The organism is Bradyrhizobium sp. WYCCWR 12699 (genome assembly GCF_032144035.1).
Taxonomy (GTDB): Bacteria; Pseudomonadota; Alphaproteobacteria; order Rhizobiales; family Xanthobacteraceae; genus Bradyrhizobium.
This window is the reverse complement of record NZ_JAVTJN010000033.1, coordinates 515,219-532,498: the sequence shown is the minus strand read 5'-3', so window position 1 is coordinate 532,498 and position 17,280 is coordinate 515,219. Positions and strand designations below refer to the sequence as shown.

Below are 17,280 nucleotides of genomic sequence, written 5' to 3'. Positions count from 1 at the left end.
TATTAGACCAACCGGCGAAGGCCTATAGCCTTCTGCACAGTTTTGTCGCGGTTTTACGGGCTTTTTTGGCCCTCTATGGCAAAAAACCCTGCATTTTAGCTGCTTCCAGAGCGGGAGAAGCCTCAGGCAGCGGATTTTGCCTTGTTTCAAAGGCCCGCACGACATCTTGCTAGAACTGATTCGCCACTTTCGACAAGCGACGACCGGCCTCTTTGTCAAAGGAGGCGCGTGTTTCACCCTAGAAAATAAGGCTAGACGCGCTCGATGATGATGGCGGGCGCCATGCCGCCGGCGGCGCACATGGTGACGAGACCGCGTTTGAGGTCGCGCCGTTCGAGCTCGTCGAGCACGGTGCCGATCAGGATCGAGCCGGTGGCACCGATGGGATGGCCGAGCGCGATCGAGCCGCCATTGACGTTGACCTTGGCGCGATCGAGCTTGAGGTCGCGGATGTATTTTTCCGCCACCACCGCGAACGCCTCGTTGATCTCGAACAGGTCGATGTCGTCGATGGAGAGGCCCGCCTTTGCCAGCACCTTGCGCGTCGCCGGCACCGGCGCGTTCAGCATCAGGGTCGGCGAGTCTCCCATGTTCGCCATCGCGACGACGCGGGCGCGGGCTTTGAGGCCATGCGCTTTGGCGTAAGCGGGTGAAGCCAGGAGGATGGCGGCGGCGCCGTCGACGACGCCGGAGGAATTGCCGGCGTGGTGCACGAAGTCGATGTTCAGCTCCGGGTATTTCTGCAGGATCAGGCCGCGATAGGTCGTGCCCTTGTCGTCGAGCACGTAGTCGGCGACCGCGGGGAATGCCGGCTTCAGGCTGCTCAACCCCTCCATCGTGGTCTGCGGCCGCGGATATTCCTCATGGTCGAGCGCGAGGCTGCCGTCCTCCCGGTGAACGGGCACGAGGCTCTTCTTGAAATACCCGTTCGCCATCGCATGCGCGGCGCGCTTCTGGCTCTCTAGCCCGAGCGCGTCGACGTCCCCTCGGGTAATGCCTTCCAGCGTCGCGATGGCGTCCGCGCAGACGCCCTGATGCGACTGCGGATGCTTAGCCCGCAGACGCAGATTGCCGTTGTCCATCATCATCGGGCCTGAGCCGCGGCGTCCTTCCATCGACATCATCTCGCAGCCGCCCGCGATGACGAGGTCTTCCGCGCCTGCCATGATCGAGGATGCCGCCATGTTGACGCTGGTGATGCCGCTTCCGCAAAAACGGTCCAGCGTCACGGCGCTGGCGCGCACGTCGTAGCCGGCATCGAGCGCCGACATCCGGCCGAGATCGCCGCCTTGCGTCGCGACCTGCGCGCTGCAGCCCCAGACGATGTCGTCGACGTCGGCCGTGTTGATGCCGGTGCGCTCCGCGAGCGCGCGCAGCACGGTTGCGCCGAGCTGCTGCGGATGGATGCCCGAAAGCGCTCCCTTGCCGGCCTTGCCGACGCCGCGCGGGGTGCGGCAGGCATCGATGATGAGTGCATCGGTCATGGGCGTTGTCCTCTTTGTTTTGAGCGTTGAGGACGGTTCTGAATAAGCGGAAGAAGAGAGTCAATGCGTGGGCGCCACGTCCTCTCCCGCCCCTCACCCGGATTTTCCGCCGCACGAAAGCCTCCGCCGACATCATGGCCGGCTTGTCCCGGCCCTCCACGTCTTGCTACGCGGCGCCAAGAACGTGGATGCCCGGGACAGCCCGGGCATGACGACCTCTGGTGATTTTACGCGGGAGAAGACATCACGCCCCCGCCGCGTTCTTCGCGATCACGTTGCGATAGAAGCTGGCGCTGAGTTTTGGCGTGCGGACCTGGGTGTCGAAATTGACATGGTACAGCCCGAAACGCTTGTTCAACCCGTAGACCCACTCGAAATTGTCCATCAGGCTCCAGAGGAAATAGCCGCGCACCGGCACGCCTTCGGCCGTGGCGCGCTGCAGCTGGGCGAGATAGTTGCGCAGGTACATGATGCGGTCGGTGTCGTAGATCTTGCCGTCCGGCGTGACGACGTCGTCGCCGGAGGCGCCGTTCTCGCTGATATAGATCGCATCCGTCTTCCAGATCTTTGCCGCCAGCTTCGGCACCCAATAGAGCGTCTCCGGCCCGACGCGCAGCCAGTCCGAATTCATGTGCGGGAACGAGTTCGGGATGGGCAGCGGCATGAAGCCCGCGCCCTGGTCCGAGGCCACCACGTAGTTCTGGGGCGCGTAGATGTTGAGGCCGAGGAAATCGACCGGCGAGGAGATGATCTTGAGTTCCGCGTCGGTGAATTTCGGCGCGTTGGCGCCGGCGAATTTCAGGAAAGCGTCGGTGTAGCGGCCCGTCATGATGACGTTGAGATAGCCGGCGTTCATCTCGCGCAGCGCGATCTCGGCGGCACGAACGTTCTCCGGCGTGTCGATCGCGGGCGCGCAGGCATCGATATTCTCGGCCGGCCCGACCCTGGTGCCGCGCCGGCCGTGGGCGCGCACGGCCTGCACCGCGAGCCCGTGCGCCAGCGCGCTGTTGTGCCTGATCTGGTTGACCTCGGCTTGCGGCAGCCTCAAGCCCGGCGCGTCGATGCCGATGCCGTAGCCGAAATAGACGAAGCGCCCGCTCTCGTTCAACGTGAAGACGTTCTTGACGCGATCGGTCAGATGCTCGGCGACATAAGCCGCGTAGTCACCGAAGATCTTGCAGGTTTCCGTCGAGCGCCAGCCGCCGAAGCGATCCTGAAGCGATTGCGGCAGGTCCCAATGATAGAGCGTCAGCCACGGCTCGATGCCGTTCTTCAGGAGCTCGTCGACAAGCCTATTGTAGAAGTCGAGCCCCTTCGGGTTGGGCTTGCCGTCGCCATCCGGGAACAGCCGCGGCCAAGCCACCGAGAAGCGGTAGGCCTTGCAGCCCAGCGCCTTGATCAGCGCGATGTCCTCCTTGTAGCGGTGATAATGCTCATTGGCGCGGTCACCAGTGGTGCCGTCCTCGATCTTGCCGGGGATGCGCACGAACTTGTCCCAGATCGAGGCCCCTCGCCCGTCCTCGTCGACCGCGCCCTCGACCTGATAGGACGAGGTCGCCGTACCCCAGACGAAGCCTGCCGGAAAGCCCGCGCGCGGCGGCGCTGCCGGCTTGGCATCGACGGCCTCGAGAGGATTTGCAATCCCGGCTGCGGACAACCCCGCCAGCTTGGCAAACTGGCGGCGCGAGACCGTATCCGTCATCAATGATGCTCCTCTTCTCTCTTTCGGGCCGGCACAATGGACATTTCCAGGCCATTTGAGAAGCGGTGTCGGGCACTCAGAGCGGTACAAGGTGCGGCAGGCAAAATGTCGCGCCCATTCCGGGATGAACGCCTCTCGAATTCGGTGTGACGATTCTAGCGTCGGCTTGTTCCGATTGACCCGACCACAACCTGCATCAGCCACGCGATGCCGGCGTCTCTCATCGCCGCCTTGGTGGCGATGGCCCGGATCGTATCCGCCTTGCGGGCGAAAGGCAGTTCAACGAACACCAGGCCGAAGCGGCCGGCATACTGCTCGATCAGTCGGCGTGGCAATGCCGCGATCAGATCGGATTCCGAAAGCTGGGCCAGCGCCATCATGAAATTCGGAACGGTCAGGGCGATGCGGCGTTCGAGGCCGCGCTTGGCCAACATCTCATCGACGAAGCCGCGTGGCTCACCACTGAGAGAGACCAGCATGTGCTGCGATTGCGCGAATGCAGCATGGCTGGGCGCTCTTGCCAAGGGATGTCCCTTGCGCATGGCCAGCACGAAGTCTTCCTCGTAAAGCCTCCGCGCCTCGAAACGAGGTGATACCGCCGGCAGCGGCAGCATCGCGATGTCGAGCTCGCGTCTTTCGAGCATGTCGAGATTCTCCTGCCAAGGCTCTCCGATCGCGCCGCCGCGCGGCGCCGGCATCAGGTGGATCAGCCCGATGTCAATGTGAGGCGCCGTAGTGGCAATCGATCGCAGGAGCGGACCGATTGCCGAGACCAGTACGGCATCGGGAGCGCCAATCGTGAACCGGCGACTGCTTGTCTTCGGGTCGAACGGTGCGGCCGAGCCGATCAATCGTTCGATGCGTGCGATGATCTCGGCTACGGGCTCCCCAAGCTCCAGGGCCCGCGCCGTCGGAACCACCCCCTTAGGTGTCCGCAGAAACAGCGGGTCATTCAGCAGAAGCCGGAGCCGGCCAAGCGCATGGCTTACAGCCGACGGCGTCAGGCTCAGCCGAGCGGCTGCCCGGCCGACATGACGTTCTTCCAGGACCACGCGGAAGAGCACGAGGAGATTCAGATCAATCCTGGATAGATCAATTTGATTCAGCATGTTGCTGAAATCATATCGCTGGATTCATCGAGCTCAAGACTTCATGGATGGGCACCCGTTGGACCAGGAGCTGCGAAATGACCAAGAAGGCGTCCATACAGACCCGATCGGCATCCAGGCAGCAAAAGTTGTCGCGGCGCGCGATGATGGCCGCTGCGGCTGCAGTGCCTCTGGTTCAGCTTTCGGCCGACGCGGCCGCCGGGCCCGAGGTAACAGCGAACCTCATCGAACGCGCGCGCCGGAAGAATGCCGCCTTCATGCGTGGCGACATGGATGGCTGGCTGGAGCTTGTCCGCATCGCACCGGATTTCACGTTGATGCAGCCCTTTGGCGGGCCTGCCAGTCACGGATTTGACGCCAGCCCCAAACGCTTGGCTGACCTATCGCGGTACTTCAGGGAGGGCGAAACCGACCTCGAGGTGGTGCAAACGCTTGCGTCGGACGCGCTTGTCGTTCTTGTCATGGTGGAACATCAGCGCGCCGAAGTCGGCGGATTGGCCGCTCAAGACTGGTCGCTCCGCGTCACTGAAGTCTACCGCAAGGACGGCATGGATTGGCAGCTCGTGCACCGCCATGCGGATCCGCTGGTCCGCAGCGTCACCCTGCAGCAAGCGGCGCTACTCGCCCGGGGCGGGTTGGAGAAAGAATAGTGTCCCTTCTCGCTGGTTCTTCCGGTCAGCCGTTTCAGAATGCCCCCAGCAGCCCGCCAGAGGTTTCTCAGCGCGAGCGCTTGGGCAACTTCGGCAGCTTGTCGGGATTGAACGCCGGGCGCTGCTCGGCTCGTTGTTCACCGGCCGGCGGCTGCTGTTCGGTGAGAATGAGCGTTCCCTGGAGAATCATTCCGGGCACTTGTTGTGCCGTCGCGGTGTAGGTCGCGATCTTGCCGGGGCAGTTTCCCTCGATGTCCAACGTGAGCTCGTCGTCTATGCCGAACACCGTTGCACGGCCGTCGGTATGGCGCTTCGTCGACACGGTGGCGGTGAAGCGATCTCCGTCGACGTGACACGAGCCATGATAGGTCATCAGGCTGTCGCGGCCCCAGATCTGTCCATCCGCGACATGGACGATCCCGGTACCCTGGTCGAGCGGCGTCTTGTACCACGCCGCGTATGTCCCGTCCTTCAGCATGGGAGCAGTCTCCCCTGGCAACCCTCCACGATAATCCGCATGATTAGCGCTAAGAAAGCGTTAATCGCGCGGCCCGTGCCAATCCGGCCTGTCCTTGCGCAGCTCGGCTTCAAGCTCCTCGACGATGCCGTGAAGCAGACACGCCGCAAGCGGATCCGTAACCTCCCGCTCCAACCGCCGGTAACGCGCGATCCGGCATTCCTGCTCTCTCAATTGGCGCTCTATCATGACATCGGCCCTCCGACAAACTGACGCGGAGACCGCCGAGCGGTTTCGTTAAACTTTTCGGATCATTTGACATGGTTTCTGATTGGTGAAGACGACGACGTCCCGCTCTTTGCCGGTGCCGGGACCAGATCGTCCAAAGGACCGCGCCTCTAAGATGACAGACGAAGCCAGACGTCCTTGCTTGCCAGCGTGCCATTCGGCGTGGCGATCTCCATGTCCACGACGTGCAGGGAGCCGGGCTCGTCGCCATAGATGTACTTGAGGTGCCACATCAGACCGAGGTCCGGCGAAACGACGAAATCGTCCAATCCGTCGGTAATGTCTCGAACGGCATCGCGGTGGCTCGGGGACGCGGAAAACATCGCATCGATCAAATCGGCGAGAGTCATACCCTCGACGAGCATGAGTCGCGCGATCTCATCGCCATAGACGCGCCGAAGCGCTGCAACGATCGAAGCGACGGCATCCGGATTCTTCAACGACACGGCAAAGCAGGCCTCCGAAACCATCATGCCGGAGGCGGAATATTCTGCCAAGCTCAGCGAGCGCTATCGCGGACACCAGGGGCGCGGCACCCGTACCTAGAACGTCACCCGCATCCCCGCGTAGAACGCCCGCGGCCGGGCCGGGCTCAGCGAGCGCGGGTCGGTGAATTCGGCGCCGCCATTGGTGAAGTTGGGCAAGGCCTCCCGGTCGAAGAACTGTCCATAGGTCGCATAGCGTTTGTCGAAGACGTTGTCGACGCGGCCGTAGAGCTGGATGTTTTTCGCCACCTGGTAGGAGGTGTGGAGATTGAACACGGTATAGGACGGCAGCTTGGCATATTGGTTGGACTCGTCGCCGACCAGATATTGGCTGGAGACGAACAGCGCGTTGCCGCCGACCTTCCAGACGTCGGTCACGGCGTAGTCGACGCCGACCTTGACCCGGTGGCGGGGGATGGCGGGAAGTTGGTTGCCGGGAACGACATGGATGTTGTCGTTACCGTCGGCAAACGGGCTTTCCGAGCCGAGCTCGAGCGGGTCAAGATAGCGCGCGTCGACGAAGGCGTAGCTCGCCTGGAACTGCAGCGTCGGCGATTTGATGTTGACTTCGGCCTCGAGGCCCTGCCGGCGGGTCCGGCCGACGTTTGAGAAATAGCCGAAGCCGGTTCGGCCGACGACGGGTACCGCCACGATGTCGTCGTAATTCGTCGCGCGGAAGCCGCCGATCTTCCAGCCGAGGGTGCCGATGTTCAACTCCTTGGTGCCGCGCAGGCCGGCTTCCACGGTCTTGGACACCACCTGCTTGAGCGGCGGGTCGGAGACCAGAAACGCCGCGATCAGGCAGGGGCGGGCTGGATCGGAGCAGCCGAGCTCGAGCGGCGTGGGCACGCGGTTGGCCTCGGAGTAACCGGCATAGGCGGTCAACTCCGGCGTGATCTTGTAGGTGCCGCCGATCACCGGATTGAAGCGCGTGAAGGTGTGATCGCCGTTGAGATCGGCTCCGAGCTGATCCTCCAGCGAAATCCGCGCAATGTTGAAACGGCCGCCGCCGGTGATGGCGAAGGCATTCGTAACGTTGAAGGTGTCCATCGCATAGAGGCCGTTATATTGATTGACGGTCCGCAGCGAGACGGGGCCGGCAACTGTCGTCGGCTGGCCGGTCGGCCCGAGGAAGAGGCCGCTCCCGTTGACGACGTAGTTTTCCCCGATCGACCCGATCTCGGCGGTGGCGTTGTACCGCGTGACGCCTGCGTCATAGCTCGCGCCCATCACGAAGCGGTTGTCATGCCCGAACAGTTGATCGGTGTTGGTAGCCTGCCCTGACACGCCGAAACTGGTCGAACGTATCGTGCTGCGGTCGATCTCGCCGAGGATCGTTCCCGGCGCAAAGGGATTGGCAAGCTGAACGCCGCCCGCGCCATTCGCGGGCGTGGCGTCATCGCCGAAGCAGAGCAATGCCGGATCGGCGCACTCCTGCGCGTCAGTCGGATTACCGTCGACCAGCTTCTGCTCGTATCTGCGCACATGCGCAGCGCCTTCGAGGGTCCAGGTCGGCGTCGCATCGGCCTTGCCGGTCAGATTGAGATAGCCGACGCGGTTGGATGTGGTCTGCGGGGTGGTGTAGGTCGCGCCCCAGTATTTGTCGAGCAGCTCGGCCGGGACGGTGGCGCTGGCGCCGAAATCGTTCTTGGCGACGCCCATATTGGCGTGGAATTCGCTGTCGCCGGCCTTGTAGCCGACATCGCCGTAGAAGCGCCGCACGGTCGATTGCGAGAAATTGCGGAAGCCGTTGTCACGCAGGCCTTCGAGCGCGGCGTAGACGCCGTAGTTCTTGTCGACCTGCTTGCCCCATTGCGCCGAGCCCTGGATGCGCCCGAACGAGCCGCCCATCACGTCGATCTCGGCGCCCTGGTAAGTGAAGCCGTCCTTCATTTGCAGATTGATGGCGCCGCCTAGCGCGTTGAGGCCGAAGGCTGGATTGTTGGTCACCAGCGTCACCGATCTGATCGCGGCGGTCGGGATCAGGTCCCAATTGACGGCATCCGAGAAGGCCTCGTTGATGCGCACGCCGTTCTGATACACCGCCAGGCCCTGCGGCGTGCCCGTCACGGGCGAGGCGACGAAGCCGCGAAACTCGACATCCGGCTGGAACGGATTGCCGGTGACCTCAGTGATGTTGACGCCGGCGATGTTGTCGCGCAGGGCGTCGGTGATGTTCAGCGAACCGGTGCGCTTGATCTGGCTCGGATCGACGGCGTTGATCGCCGACGGGACCTTGTCGACATCGAGACCCCTGCCCGTACCCGGCGCGGTCGGGTAGACGTAGATGCGTGTGCGAGGGCTCGCGGACTGCGCGGCCCCGATGCGCGCGACCGGCCTGGTCGGCGCCGTGCGCCTTGCCACCGATGGCGGCGGCGCCGCCACTTCGACCGGCGGCAAGTTCTGGACGTTGGTCTCCTCGTCCGGCGCGGCCCCGGCGGGGCCCGCAAACACCAGCCCGGACACCAGACCGGTCGACACCATCAACACATGACGCTTGAACCGAAGAACCTTGCCCATCCCCGCCTTCCCATCCGTGACCACCGGCTGTTTTGCTCTTCGCCGATTGGTCGGGACGAGTGTATTCGGCCGCAACGGGTGCGCCAGCCACAAAAGGTCGGGCAATATCCGCACCCGTTTTCCCGACGAAATCGGGAATTATTCCCGACCGCCTCGGGCGCCACTAGGCGGCCGCAGTCGGAACCAGCGCCTCTACCGTCAAGCCGCCGGCGCCGGAGACGACGTTAAGCGTGCCGCCGAGCGCCAGAATCCGCTCGCGCATGCCGACGAGGCCGAAGCCGAGCTTCTGGCCCGGCTCCATGCCGCGGCCATTGTCGCTGACCCGTACCCGGGCGCAGACGCGGCCATCGTTCGCCATCTGCTCCGCCGGCTCGATGACGACATTGACCGAGGTCGCGCCGGCGTGGCGGAACACGTTGGTGAGCGCCTCCTGCACGATGCGGTAGATGGTGAGGTCGGCGGTCTCACCCGTCGCGCCCAGCGCGGGTGAGATCACGGTCTCGATCGCGACATCGGGATGCGATTCCCGCCACAGCCGCGAAAGCGATTCCAGCGCCTGCCGCAGGCCCAGTTCAGCGAGACCGACGGGCCGGAGCCGCTCCAGCACGCGGCGATTGAATTGCTGCAGCGCGTTGATCTGCTCCAGCATGGCGCTGCCGTGTTTTCGCACGGCTTCGGTGCTCGGAACGCGTCCATCCGCCTGCTTCGCGAGCGCGCTGGCATGCGCGCGCAGCGAGAACAGATACGGCCCGAACTCGTCGTGGAGCTCGCGCGCGATCTCCTTGCGCTCGATGTCCTGGAGCGACACTGCGCGCTCGGCGAGCCGCCGCTTGTCCTCGACCGCCTCATGAAGCGTTGCGGCCAGGTGGTTGAGCTTGGTGCAGATCGCGGCGAGCTCCGGCGCGCCGCCCGGCGTGACACGGGCCTCGTAATGTCCGCCTTCGAGCTTCCCCATCGCCTCCGCCAACGACCGCAGCGGCGCCAGGGCCCGGCCGACCACGGTCATCATCAGGAAAAACAGCGCCAGCGCGATCGCGGAGCCGACCTCGAGCTGGGTGACGATGGCGTCCCAGATCTCGGCGATCTCGTCGTCGGGATGCGCGGTGATCAGGAGCGAGCCCGGCTTGCCATGGATCGAGACGGGCACGCTGACCGCGGTCTGCTCGGGATGAACCAGGCTGACGAACCAGGCCGGCGGCCCGCGCGTGTCGTCATCGGCGTCTGTCCGCGGCGTCGTCAGTGGACGACCTCCTTCGTCCCGGAGCGCGATGCTGACATGGCGCAGACGACTGAGATCGCGTGCGATCTGGTTCAGCCTGGCATCCGGATCGGGCGCTTCGTTGAGATCGGCGACGATCATCTCGATGAACTCGCGCGCCAGGCGGATCACGCTCTGGTCCTCGGCCTGCACGCGGGGACCTGCTTCCGCGACCTGCCGGCCGATATTGACGGCGAGCCCCAGCGCCAGCAGCAGCGCCAGCAACAGGTTGATGCGCCCGCGCAAGGATAGATTTTGCCACATTGGTGTCGCCCGTGCCTCGCGAAGCTCTGCCCGCCCCTGTCCGATGACGTTGACAGAGGCGAAGCGGCGGATATCTAATCGGAAGCGTACAGCAATCCCGCCCGGGTTGCATGAGGCGACCTCGGACACATCGCTCACGCGCCCGTCCCATGTCGGTATCATGCGGCGCAGAATGGGCAAATCTTGTCACGAGGAACGCTGTCGCGGGGAACGCCTATGCGCATTCTGATCGTCGATGATCATCCCATCGTCGCCTCCGGCTGCCGTGCCGTGCTGGCCGACGAGGGCGAGATCGAGATTCTGGAGGCCGCCGACGCCGAAGACGGAGAGTGCGTCTTCATCGTCGAGCGCCCGGACCTCTGCATCATCGACATTAATTTGCCGACCGTCTCCGGATTCGAGCTCGCGCGCCGCATCCTCGAGCGCGCGCCCGAGGCCCGCATCATCATGTTCAGCATGAACGATGACCCGGCCTTTGCCGCGCGGGCGATCGAATGCGGCGCGAAGGGCTACGTCTCCAAGACCGGCGATCCCGACGACCTCGTCGAGGCGATCCGCGCCGTCGGAGGCGGCGGCACGTACTTGCCGAGCGCGATCGCGCGCAGCATCGCCTTTGCAGGGCCGACGCTGGCGCAGAGCCCGCTGTCGAAGCTGAACGCGCGCGAGATGGAGATCCTGCGGCTGCTCAGCGCGGGAAAAAGCCTGTCGGAGATCGCCTGGCTGGTGCAATCGTCGTACAAGACGGTCGCCAACACGTCGTCCATCATGCGCCAGAAGCTCGGAGTGAAGACCTCGGTCGAGCTGGTGCGGCTGGCGATCGACAGCGGTGTCGCCTGACGACGCCACAAATTTCGGTCATACAAGCGTTGCAATGTTGATGTGGTGAGATGCCACGGAGTGAAGGCATGACGATTCAGACTGTCTCGATCAACAAATCCTACGGCGGTGTGCAGGGTGTGTATCGCCATGCCAGCCAGGCGACCGGAACCGACATGGTGTTCTCGGTCTATGTTCCGCCGCACGCCGAGGGCGCGAAGCTGCCCGTGGTCTGGTATCTCTCCGGCCTCACCTGCACCCATGCCAACGTCACCGAGAAGGGCGAATTCCGCAAAGCCTGCGCCGAGCTCGGCCTGATCTTCGTCGCTCCCGACACCTCACCGCGCGGCACCGACGTGCCGGGCGATGCCAACAACGCCTATGATTTCGGCCTCGGGGCCGGCTTCTATGTCGATGCGACGCAAGAGCCGTTCGCGCGCAATTACCGGATGTGGAGCTATGTCACGGACGAACTGCCCAAGCTGGTCGCGGGAAATTTTCCCGTCGACGCCAAGCGGCAATCGATCATGGGCCATTCGATGGGCGGTCACGGCGCGCTGACGGTGGCGCTGCGCAACCCGCATCGCTATCGCGCCGCGAGCGCGTTCGCGCCGATCGTGGCGCCCTCGCTGGTGCCCTGGGGCATCAAGGCGCTGACCGGCTATCTCGGACCAAACAAGGACGCATGGCGCAGCCACGACACGGTGGCGCTGATCGAGGACGGCGCGAAGTTTTCCAGCTTCCTGGTCGACGTCGGCGAGGCCGACAATTTCCTGAAGGAACAGCTGAGGCCCGAACTGCTCGAAGCCGCCTGCACCAAGGCGGGCATCCCGCTGACGCTGCGGCGTCAGGCGGGCTATGACCACAGCTATTACTTCATCTCGACCTTCATGGGCGATCACCTGCACTGGCATGCGGAGAAGCTGAAGGGCTGAGTGGCCCTTGCTGCCCTTCCCTTCTCCCCTTGTGGGCGAAGGTGGCGCGAAGCGCCGGATGAGGGGTATCTATCCGCAATTCAGTAAGAGTTGGACTCGCGGAGAGAACCCCTCACCCGGCTTCGCTTCGCGAATCCACCCTCTCCCACAAGGGGCGAGGGCGCACCGCCATCGCGGCGAGTAATTCCCCCTACTCCCGCTTGCCGTAATTCGGCGCCAGCAGCCTGTTGCGGATCAGATAGCTCATCGTGCGCGTCCAGGCTTCATCGGTGTTGCCGCGCATGTCGGCGCTCGCCGCTGTGATCATGGCGCCGGTCTTCACGTCGCGCAGATAGATGTTGAGGTTGATGATCAGGTTCGAGACCTTCTGCACCATGCCAGTGATCTCGAGGTCTGCCCCGAGCTGCCCGGCGAGCTTGAGATCGCAGCCGCCGCAGGCCTGTAAATTGGCGTGACGGGCCGCGTCCCTGACCGGCGCGATGTCCAGCACCTGGAACCTGCCGGACTCCGTCAATTCCTTACGCAGCTGCTCGCTGATGCGCAGGAGCCGCGCCTCTTCCGGCCTGGAGCCATAGAACTCCCCAGGCAGGCTGGTGTCGATCAGCTCGAAATCGAACACGGCCAGCTTCGGCGGATCGGCGCGCGCGACCGCAGGCGTCAACAGCAAAGCGGCGATCACCATCGATGCTCGCATGATCGTGATTCCAGTCCTCGTGCGCGCGGGGACGAAATGCGGGGTTGCATGCCCTGACAAATTGGTCATGCTTGAAGCAGAGACAATTCTCTACCGGCGGTCAAGCGGGAGAGAATACCTGGAGGAAACATGATCCGATGGTTGGCCGGTCTGATCGCCTTTGGCCTTGCTGCGACGAGCGCGCTCGCGGCGGAGCCTGCCCTGATCGGCGTCGGCTATCTCGGTGTCGCCGGCACCCGATCGACGCTATCCCTGGTCGAACTTCCTGCGGAGAATGACGGCGTCGCCGGCGCGCGCCTTGCGATCGAGGACAACAACACCACGGGCAAGTTTCTCAACCAGCGCTTCGCGCTGGAGGAGCGCCGCATCAAGGAGGGCGAGGACCCGGTACAGGCCGCAACCGCGCTTGCCGAGAAGAACAGCTTCATCATCACCGACCTGCCGGCCAATGCGCTCCTGAAAGTCTCGGATGCCCTGCGCGACCGTGGCACGCTTCTGTTCAATGCGGGGGCGATCGACGAGCGGCTGCGCGAAGCCGATTGCCGTGCCAACGTCATCCACACCGCACCGACGCGCGCGATGCTGGCCGATGCGCTCGGGCAGTATCTGGTGTGGAAGAAGTGGTCGCGCTGGCTGCTGGTGGTCGGCTCGCACGACGAGGACAAGCTGTTCGCGGACGCGCTCCGGCGCACCGCCACACGCTTTGGCGCCAAGATCGTGCAGGAGAAGACTTTCGAAGACAAAGGCGGCGCCCGCCGTACCGACAGCGGCGTGACGCTGATCCAGCGCCAGATGCCGGTGTTCACGCAAGGCGCGCCGGCCTATGACGTCCTGGTCGCGGCCGACGAGAGCGAGGTGTTCGGCGCCTACCTGCCCTATCGCACCTGGGATCCGCGGCCTGTCGCCGGCTCGGCCGGCCTCGTGCCGCGCAGCTGGGACGCATCGCAGGACCAGTGGGGCGCGATCCAGATGCAGAACCGCTTCGTCAAGCTCAACTCGCGGCGCATGACGGCCCTCGACATGCAGGCCTGGACCGCGGTGCGCATGATCGGGGAAGCCACCTCGCGCACCAACTCGGGCGACGTCAAGAAGGTCTCGGACTTCATCAAGGGCCCGGACTTCTCGGTCGCGGCTTTCAAGGGCACGCGGCTCACCTTGCGCGACTGGAACCTGCAGCTGCGCCAGCCGATCCTCTTGGTCGACGGCCGCATGGTGGTGTCGGTCTCGCCGCAGGAGGGATTTCTGCATCAGGTCTCCGAGCTCGATACGCTCGGCTATGATCGTCCGGAGAGCAAATGCAAGCTGAAGTGAGGACGCGAATGCTGCGCATGGGGCGTGTTGGGCTTCTCGCCGGACTGGCGTTCGCGGCAGCGCCCGCGCACGCCTTCATCGCCTATGTCTCGAATGAGAAGAGCAACACCGTCTCGGTGATCGACACCGACAGCTGGACGGTGACCAAGACCATCAAGGTCGGGCAGCGCCCGCGCGGCATCGATTTCACGCGCGACGGCAAGTTCGTGATGGTCGCGGTCGGCGACGACGACACCATCCAGGTGATCGATGCCAAGACGCAGAGCGTGGTGGACAGCCTGCCCTCAGGCCCCGATCCGGAATTGTTCGCCCAGGATGCCGCCGGCAAGATCCTCTATGTCGCCAACGAGAACGACAATACGGTGACGGTGATCGACCTCGAGAAGCGCTCCCGGCTCGGCGACATCCAGGTCGGCGTCGAGCCCGAAGGCATGACCATCAGCCCGGACGGCAAGACGCTGATCAATACGTCGGAAACGACCAATATGGCGCATTTCATCGACACCGCCTCGCGCCAGATCGTCGCCAACGTGCTGGTCGACGCCCGGCCGCGCTTTGCCGAGTTCAAGCACGACGCTTCCGAAGTGTGGGTGTCGTCCGAGATCGGCGGCACCGTCTCGATCATCGATCCCGGAAAGCACGCGGTGATCGGCAAGGTCACCTTCGAGATCCCGGGCTTGCGGAAAGAAGCGATCCAGCCGGTCGGCATCGGCATGACCAAGGACGACAAGACCGCCTTCGTCGCGCTCGGCCCCGCCAACCGCATCGCCGTGGTCGATGTCGCCTCGCGCAAGGTGACGAAATATCTGCTGGTGGGACAGCGGGTCTGGCACATGGCGTTCACCCCAGACGAAAAATATCTGCTGACCACCAACGGCGTCTCGAACGACGTCTCCGTCATCGACGTCGCCGCGCAAAAGGTGATCAAGACCATTCAGGTGGGCGAGCTGCCCTGGGGCATCACGATCGCGCCATGACCAGCCCAGCTCCTATTCCCGACCCAGGCGAGGTGCCGGGCCCCGATCCGGCCGCGGCGCCGGCGCTCTCGATCGACGGCGTCAGCCATGCCTATGGGCCGCGCCGGGCGTTGATCGACGTCTCCTTCAATGTGCAGCCGGCGAGCTTTACCGCCCTGCTCGGCCTCAACGGCGCCGGCAAGAGCACGCTGTTCTCGCTGATCACGCGCCTGTTCGGCATCCAGTCCGGCCGTGTCGGCATTTTCGGCCATGACATCAGCAAGAGCCCGGGCGAGGCGCTACGATTGTTGGGGGTCGTGTTCCAGCCGCGCACGCTCGATCTCGACCTGTCGCTGACGCAGAACCTGCTCTATCACGCCGCGCTCCACGGCATCAGCCGCAGCGAGGCCGCCGCGCGCAGCGCCGACCTGCTCGGCCGCATCGGGCTTTCCGACCGCGCCGGCAGCAAGGTGCGCGACCTCTCGGGCGGACAGATGCGGCGGCTGGAGATCGCCCGCGCACTGCTGCACCGGCCCCGGCTGCTGTTGCTCGACGAGCCGACGGTCGGCCTCGACGTCAAGGCGCGCGCCGACATCATCAGCCAGGTCCGCCAGCTCGTGACCGAGCAAGGCATCGGCGTGCTCTGGGCGACGCATCTGTTCGACGAGATCATGCCAAGCGACGACCTCGTGGTGCTGCACCAGGGCAAGGTGCTGGCGCAGGGACCGATGAGCCGCGTCATCACCGCAACAGGCGCGCAGGACGTCAACACCGCCTTCATGCGCCTGACCGGCGCGCAAACCATGCCGGGAGGCGGCGCATGAGCAGCATCACGACGCGCGAGGTCCCGCGCGGCTTCTCATTTGCCGAGTACATGACGTGTCTCACCGGCATCGTCTGGCGCGAGGGATTGCGCTTCCTGCATCAGCGCGAGCGGTTCGTCTCGGCGCTGGTGCGGCCGCTGGTGTGGCTGTTCATCTTCGCTGCCGGCTTCCGCCAGGTGCTCGGCATCTCCATCATCCCGCCCTACGAGACCTACATCCTCTACGAGGTCTATATCGCGCCCGGGCTGATGGCGATGATCCAGCTCTTCAACGGCATGCAATCGTCGCTGTCGATGGTCTATGACCGCGAGATGGGCAACATGCGCACGCTGCTTGTGAGCCCGCTGCCGCGCGGCTTCCTGCTGTTCTGCAAGCTGCTGGCGGGCACCGCAGTATCGTTGCTCCAGGTCTATGCCTTCCTGCTGATCGCCTGGTTCTGGGACATCACCCCGCCGTCCTCGGGCTATCTCACCGTGCTGCCGGCGCTGATCCTGTCCGGGCTGATGCTGGGCTCGCTTGGCATGCTGATCTCTTCCGGCATCAAGCAGCTGGAGAATTTCGCCGGGGTGATGAACTTCGTCATCTTCCCGATGTTCTTCGCTTCCTCCGCGCTCTACCCGCTCTGGCGGGTGCAGGAGGGCAGTCCCTATCTGTACTATCTCTGCGAGGTCAATCCGTTCACCCATGCGGTCGAGCTGATCCGTTTTGCACTCTACGGGCAGATCAACTGGATCTCGCTGGCGGTGGTAGCAAGCTGCACAATCGTCTTCATGATCGGCGCGATTTGGGCCTATGATCCCTCGCGCGGGCTGGCGCGACGGGGGCCTGCAGGAGGCGAAGGATGAAGGTTCTGGCGATGGCTGTCCTGGTGCTCGCGCTGTCGGGTACGGCGGTGCGCGCGGCCGATCCGCGCTATCCCAACTGGCCCTGCACGCAGGCCAAGGTGCCGGAGATCTCGCTCGCCGCCGTCTGGGCCGGTCCTGCGCTCGACGATGCCGAGACCAAATGGAAGAACGACACGAAAATCACCGCGCTGGTCGCCAAACTGTCGGCGCGCAAGACGCCGATCGACGAGGCTGAGAAATCGGTGAAGGACTTTCTGGCCGCCTCCTCCGCCGACAAGGCCAGCAACGCAAAGCTTCTGTTCGCCGGCCTGTTCGATACGCTCAACGCCCAGCGTTCGCAGGTCATGAACGGGCTCGAACGCGTCAGCCGCAAGCAGCGCGAGGCCGCCGAGAAGATCCGCGAGGAGGCCATCCAGCTCCAGGCGCTGCAGGGCGCCACGCCGCGTGACGAAGCCAAGGTCGAGGCGCTCGGCAATGAGCTGATCTGGAAGACCCGCATTTTCGAAGACCGTAACAAGGTGGTGCGGTTCGTCTGCGAGGTTCCCACCACGATCGACCAGCGCCTGTTCGCCCTCGGCCGCGTGATTCAGCAGGAAATGGAGTAGCGTCGGCCTTGCCGAGGGCTCCCGCCGGGTTCCTGGAGCGGCCTGGTTAACCTTTGCCCTGCTATCTGCCGGAACCA

17 protein-coding genes are annotated in these 17,280 nt (G+C 64.3%); 9 read left to right on the top strand and 8 right to left on the bottom strand.

Annotation, left to right across the window (positions count from 1 at the left end):
• Positions 1–251: 251 nt before the first annotated feature.
• The 3 genes from RPS27_RS22705 to RPS27_RS22695 all read right to left on the bottom strand — a co-directional run bounded on the left by RPS27_RS22705 (position 252) and on the right by RPS27_RS22695 (position 4,295).
• Positions 252–1,484, bottom strand: a complete 1,233-nt coding sequence (locus RPS27_RS22705; protein WP_313754455.1) for an acetyl-CoA C-acetyltransferase — start codon at positions 1,482–1,484, stop codon at positions 252–254.
• Between the two features lie 244 nt (positions 1,485–1,728).
• Positions 1,729–3,186: a GH1 family beta-glucosidase gene (locus RPS27_RS22700; protein WP_313754454.1), complete on the bottom strand. Its 1,458-nt coding sequence runs from the start codon at positions 3,184–3,186 to the stop codon at positions 1,729–1,731.
• Positions 3,187–3,341: 155 nt separating this feature from the next.
• Positions 3,342–4,295 (bottom strand): LysR family transcriptional regulator, encoded by a 954-nt coding sequence (locus RPS27_RS22695; RefSeq protein ID WP_313754453.1) that lies wholly within the window; start codon positions 4,293–4,295, stop codon positions 3,342–3,344.
• Positions 4,296–4,372: 77 nt separating this feature from the next.
• On the opposite strand from RPS27_RS22695, the gene RPS27_RS22690 reads away from it, so the two are divergent.
• Positions 4,373–4,945: a DUF4440 domain-containing protein gene (locus RPS27_RS22690; protein ID WP_313754452.1), complete on the top strand. Its 573-nt coding sequence runs from the start codon at positions 4,373–4,375 to the stop codon at positions 4,943–4,945.
• 67 nt (positions 4,946–5,012) lie between these two features.
• Here the strand turns inward: RPS27_RS22690 and RPS27_RS22685 are convergent, their stop codons facing one another.
• Positions 5,013–5,423 (bottom strand): hypothetical protein, encoded by a 411-nt coding sequence (locus RPS27_RS22685; RefSeq protein WP_313754451.1) that lies wholly within the window; start codon positions 5,421–5,423, stop codon positions 5,013–5,015.
• A 39-nt stretch (positions 5,424–5,462) separates the two neighbouring features.
• Here RPS27_RS22685 and RPS27_RS22680 point away from each other — a divergent pair, with 39 nt between their 5' ends.
• The gene (locus RPS27_RS22680; protein WP_313754579.1) at positions 5,463–5,675 is read left to right on the top strand and encodes a hypothetical protein; all 213 of its coding nucleotides are present in this window, start codon (positions 5,463–5,465) and stop codon (positions 5,673–5,675) included.
• 125 nt (positions 5,676–5,800) lie between these two features.
• On the opposite strand, the gene RPS27_RS22675 is transcribed toward RPS27_RS22680, so the two are convergent.
• The 3 genes from RPS27_RS22675 to RPS27_RS22665 all read right to left on the bottom strand — a co-directional run bounded on the left by RPS27_RS22675 (position 5,801) and on the right by RPS27_RS22665 (position 10,217).
• Entirely contained in the window at positions 5,801–6,187 is a 387-nt protein-coding gene (locus tag RPS27_RS22675; protein ID WP_313754450.1) for a hypothetical protein, read from the bottom strand.
• A 45-nt stretch (positions 6,188–6,232) separates the two neighbouring features.
• On the bottom strand, positions 6,233–8,695 hold the full coding sequence (locus tag RPS27_RS22670; protein ID WP_212069184.1) for a TonB-dependent receptor: 2,463 nt from the start codon (positions 8,693–8,695) through the stop codon (positions 6,233–6,235).
• Between the two features lie 163 nt (positions 8,696–8,858).
• Entirely contained in the window at positions 8,859–10,217 is a 1,359-nt protein-coding gene (locus RPS27_RS22665) for a histidine kinase (RefSeq protein WP_212069186.1), read from the bottom strand.
• A gap of 216 nt (positions 10,218–10,433) precedes the next feature.
• Here RPS27_RS22665 and RPS27_RS22660 point away from each other — a divergent pair, with 216 nt between their 5' ends.
• On the top strand, positions 10,434–11,054 hold the full coding sequence (locus tag RPS27_RS22660; protein ID WP_018320706.1) for a response regulator transcription factor: 621 nt from the start codon (positions 10,434–10,436) through the stop codon (positions 11,052–11,054).
• A 68-nt stretch (positions 11,055–11,122) separates the two neighbouring features.
• A complete protein-coding gene (gene fghA / locus RPS27_RS22655; protein WP_313754449.1) occupies positions 11,123–11,968 on the top strand; it encodes an S-formylglutathione hydrolase in 846 nt (281 codons plus the stop codon).
• A 190-nt stretch (positions 11,969–12,158) separates the two neighbouring features.
• Here fghA and RPS27_RS22650 read toward each other — a convergent pair whose 3' ends face one another.
• Entirely contained in the window at positions 12,159–12,662 is a 504-nt protein-coding gene (locus tag RPS27_RS22650; protein ID WP_249132492.1) for a DUF3280 domain-containing protein, read from the bottom strand.
• A gap of 129 nt (positions 12,663–12,791) precedes the next feature.
• Between RPS27_RS22650 and RPS27_RS22645 the strand changes: the two genes are divergently transcribed.
• Genes RPS27_RS22645 through RPS27_RS22625 form a run of 5 tightly spaced genes read left to right on the top strand, consistent with a single transcriptional unit; the run spans position 12,792 to position 17,203 of the window.
• On the top strand, positions 12,792–13,973 hold the full coding sequence (locus RPS27_RS22645; protein WP_313754448.1) for an ABC transporter substrate-binding protein: 1,182 nt from the start codon (positions 12,792–12,794) through the stop codon (positions 13,971–13,973).
• 8 nt (positions 13,974–13,981) lie between these two features.
• Complete coding sequence (locus RPS27_RS22640; protein ID WP_313754574.1) at positions 13,982–14,950, top strand: YVTN family beta-propeller repeat protein; 969 nt, start codon at positions 13,982–13,984, stop codon at positions 14,948–14,950.
• Positions 14,947–15,753 (top strand): ABC transporter ATP-binding protein, encoded by an 807-nt coding sequence (locus RPS27_RS22635; RefSeq protein WP_313754447.1) that lies wholly within the window; start codon positions 14,947–14,949, stop codon positions 15,751–15,753. Before RPS27_RS22640 ends, RPS27_RS22635 begins: the two co-directional genes overlap by 4 nt.
• Complete coding sequence (locus RPS27_RS22630) at positions 15,750–16,598, top strand: ABC transporter permease (RefSeq protein ID WP_211416536.1); 849 nt, start codon at positions 15,750–15,752, stop codon at positions 16,596–16,598. The genes RPS27_RS22635 and RPS27_RS22630 overlap by 4 nt, the downstream gene beginning before the upstream one ends.
• Positions 16,595–17,203 (top strand): hypothetical protein, encoded by a 609-nt coding sequence (locus RPS27_RS22625; protein WP_313754446.1) that lies wholly within the window; start codon positions 16,595–16,597, stop codon positions 17,201–17,203. Before RPS27_RS22630 ends, RPS27_RS22625 begins: the two co-directional genes overlap by 4 nt.
• Positions 17,204–17,280 lie beyond the last annotated feature (77 nt).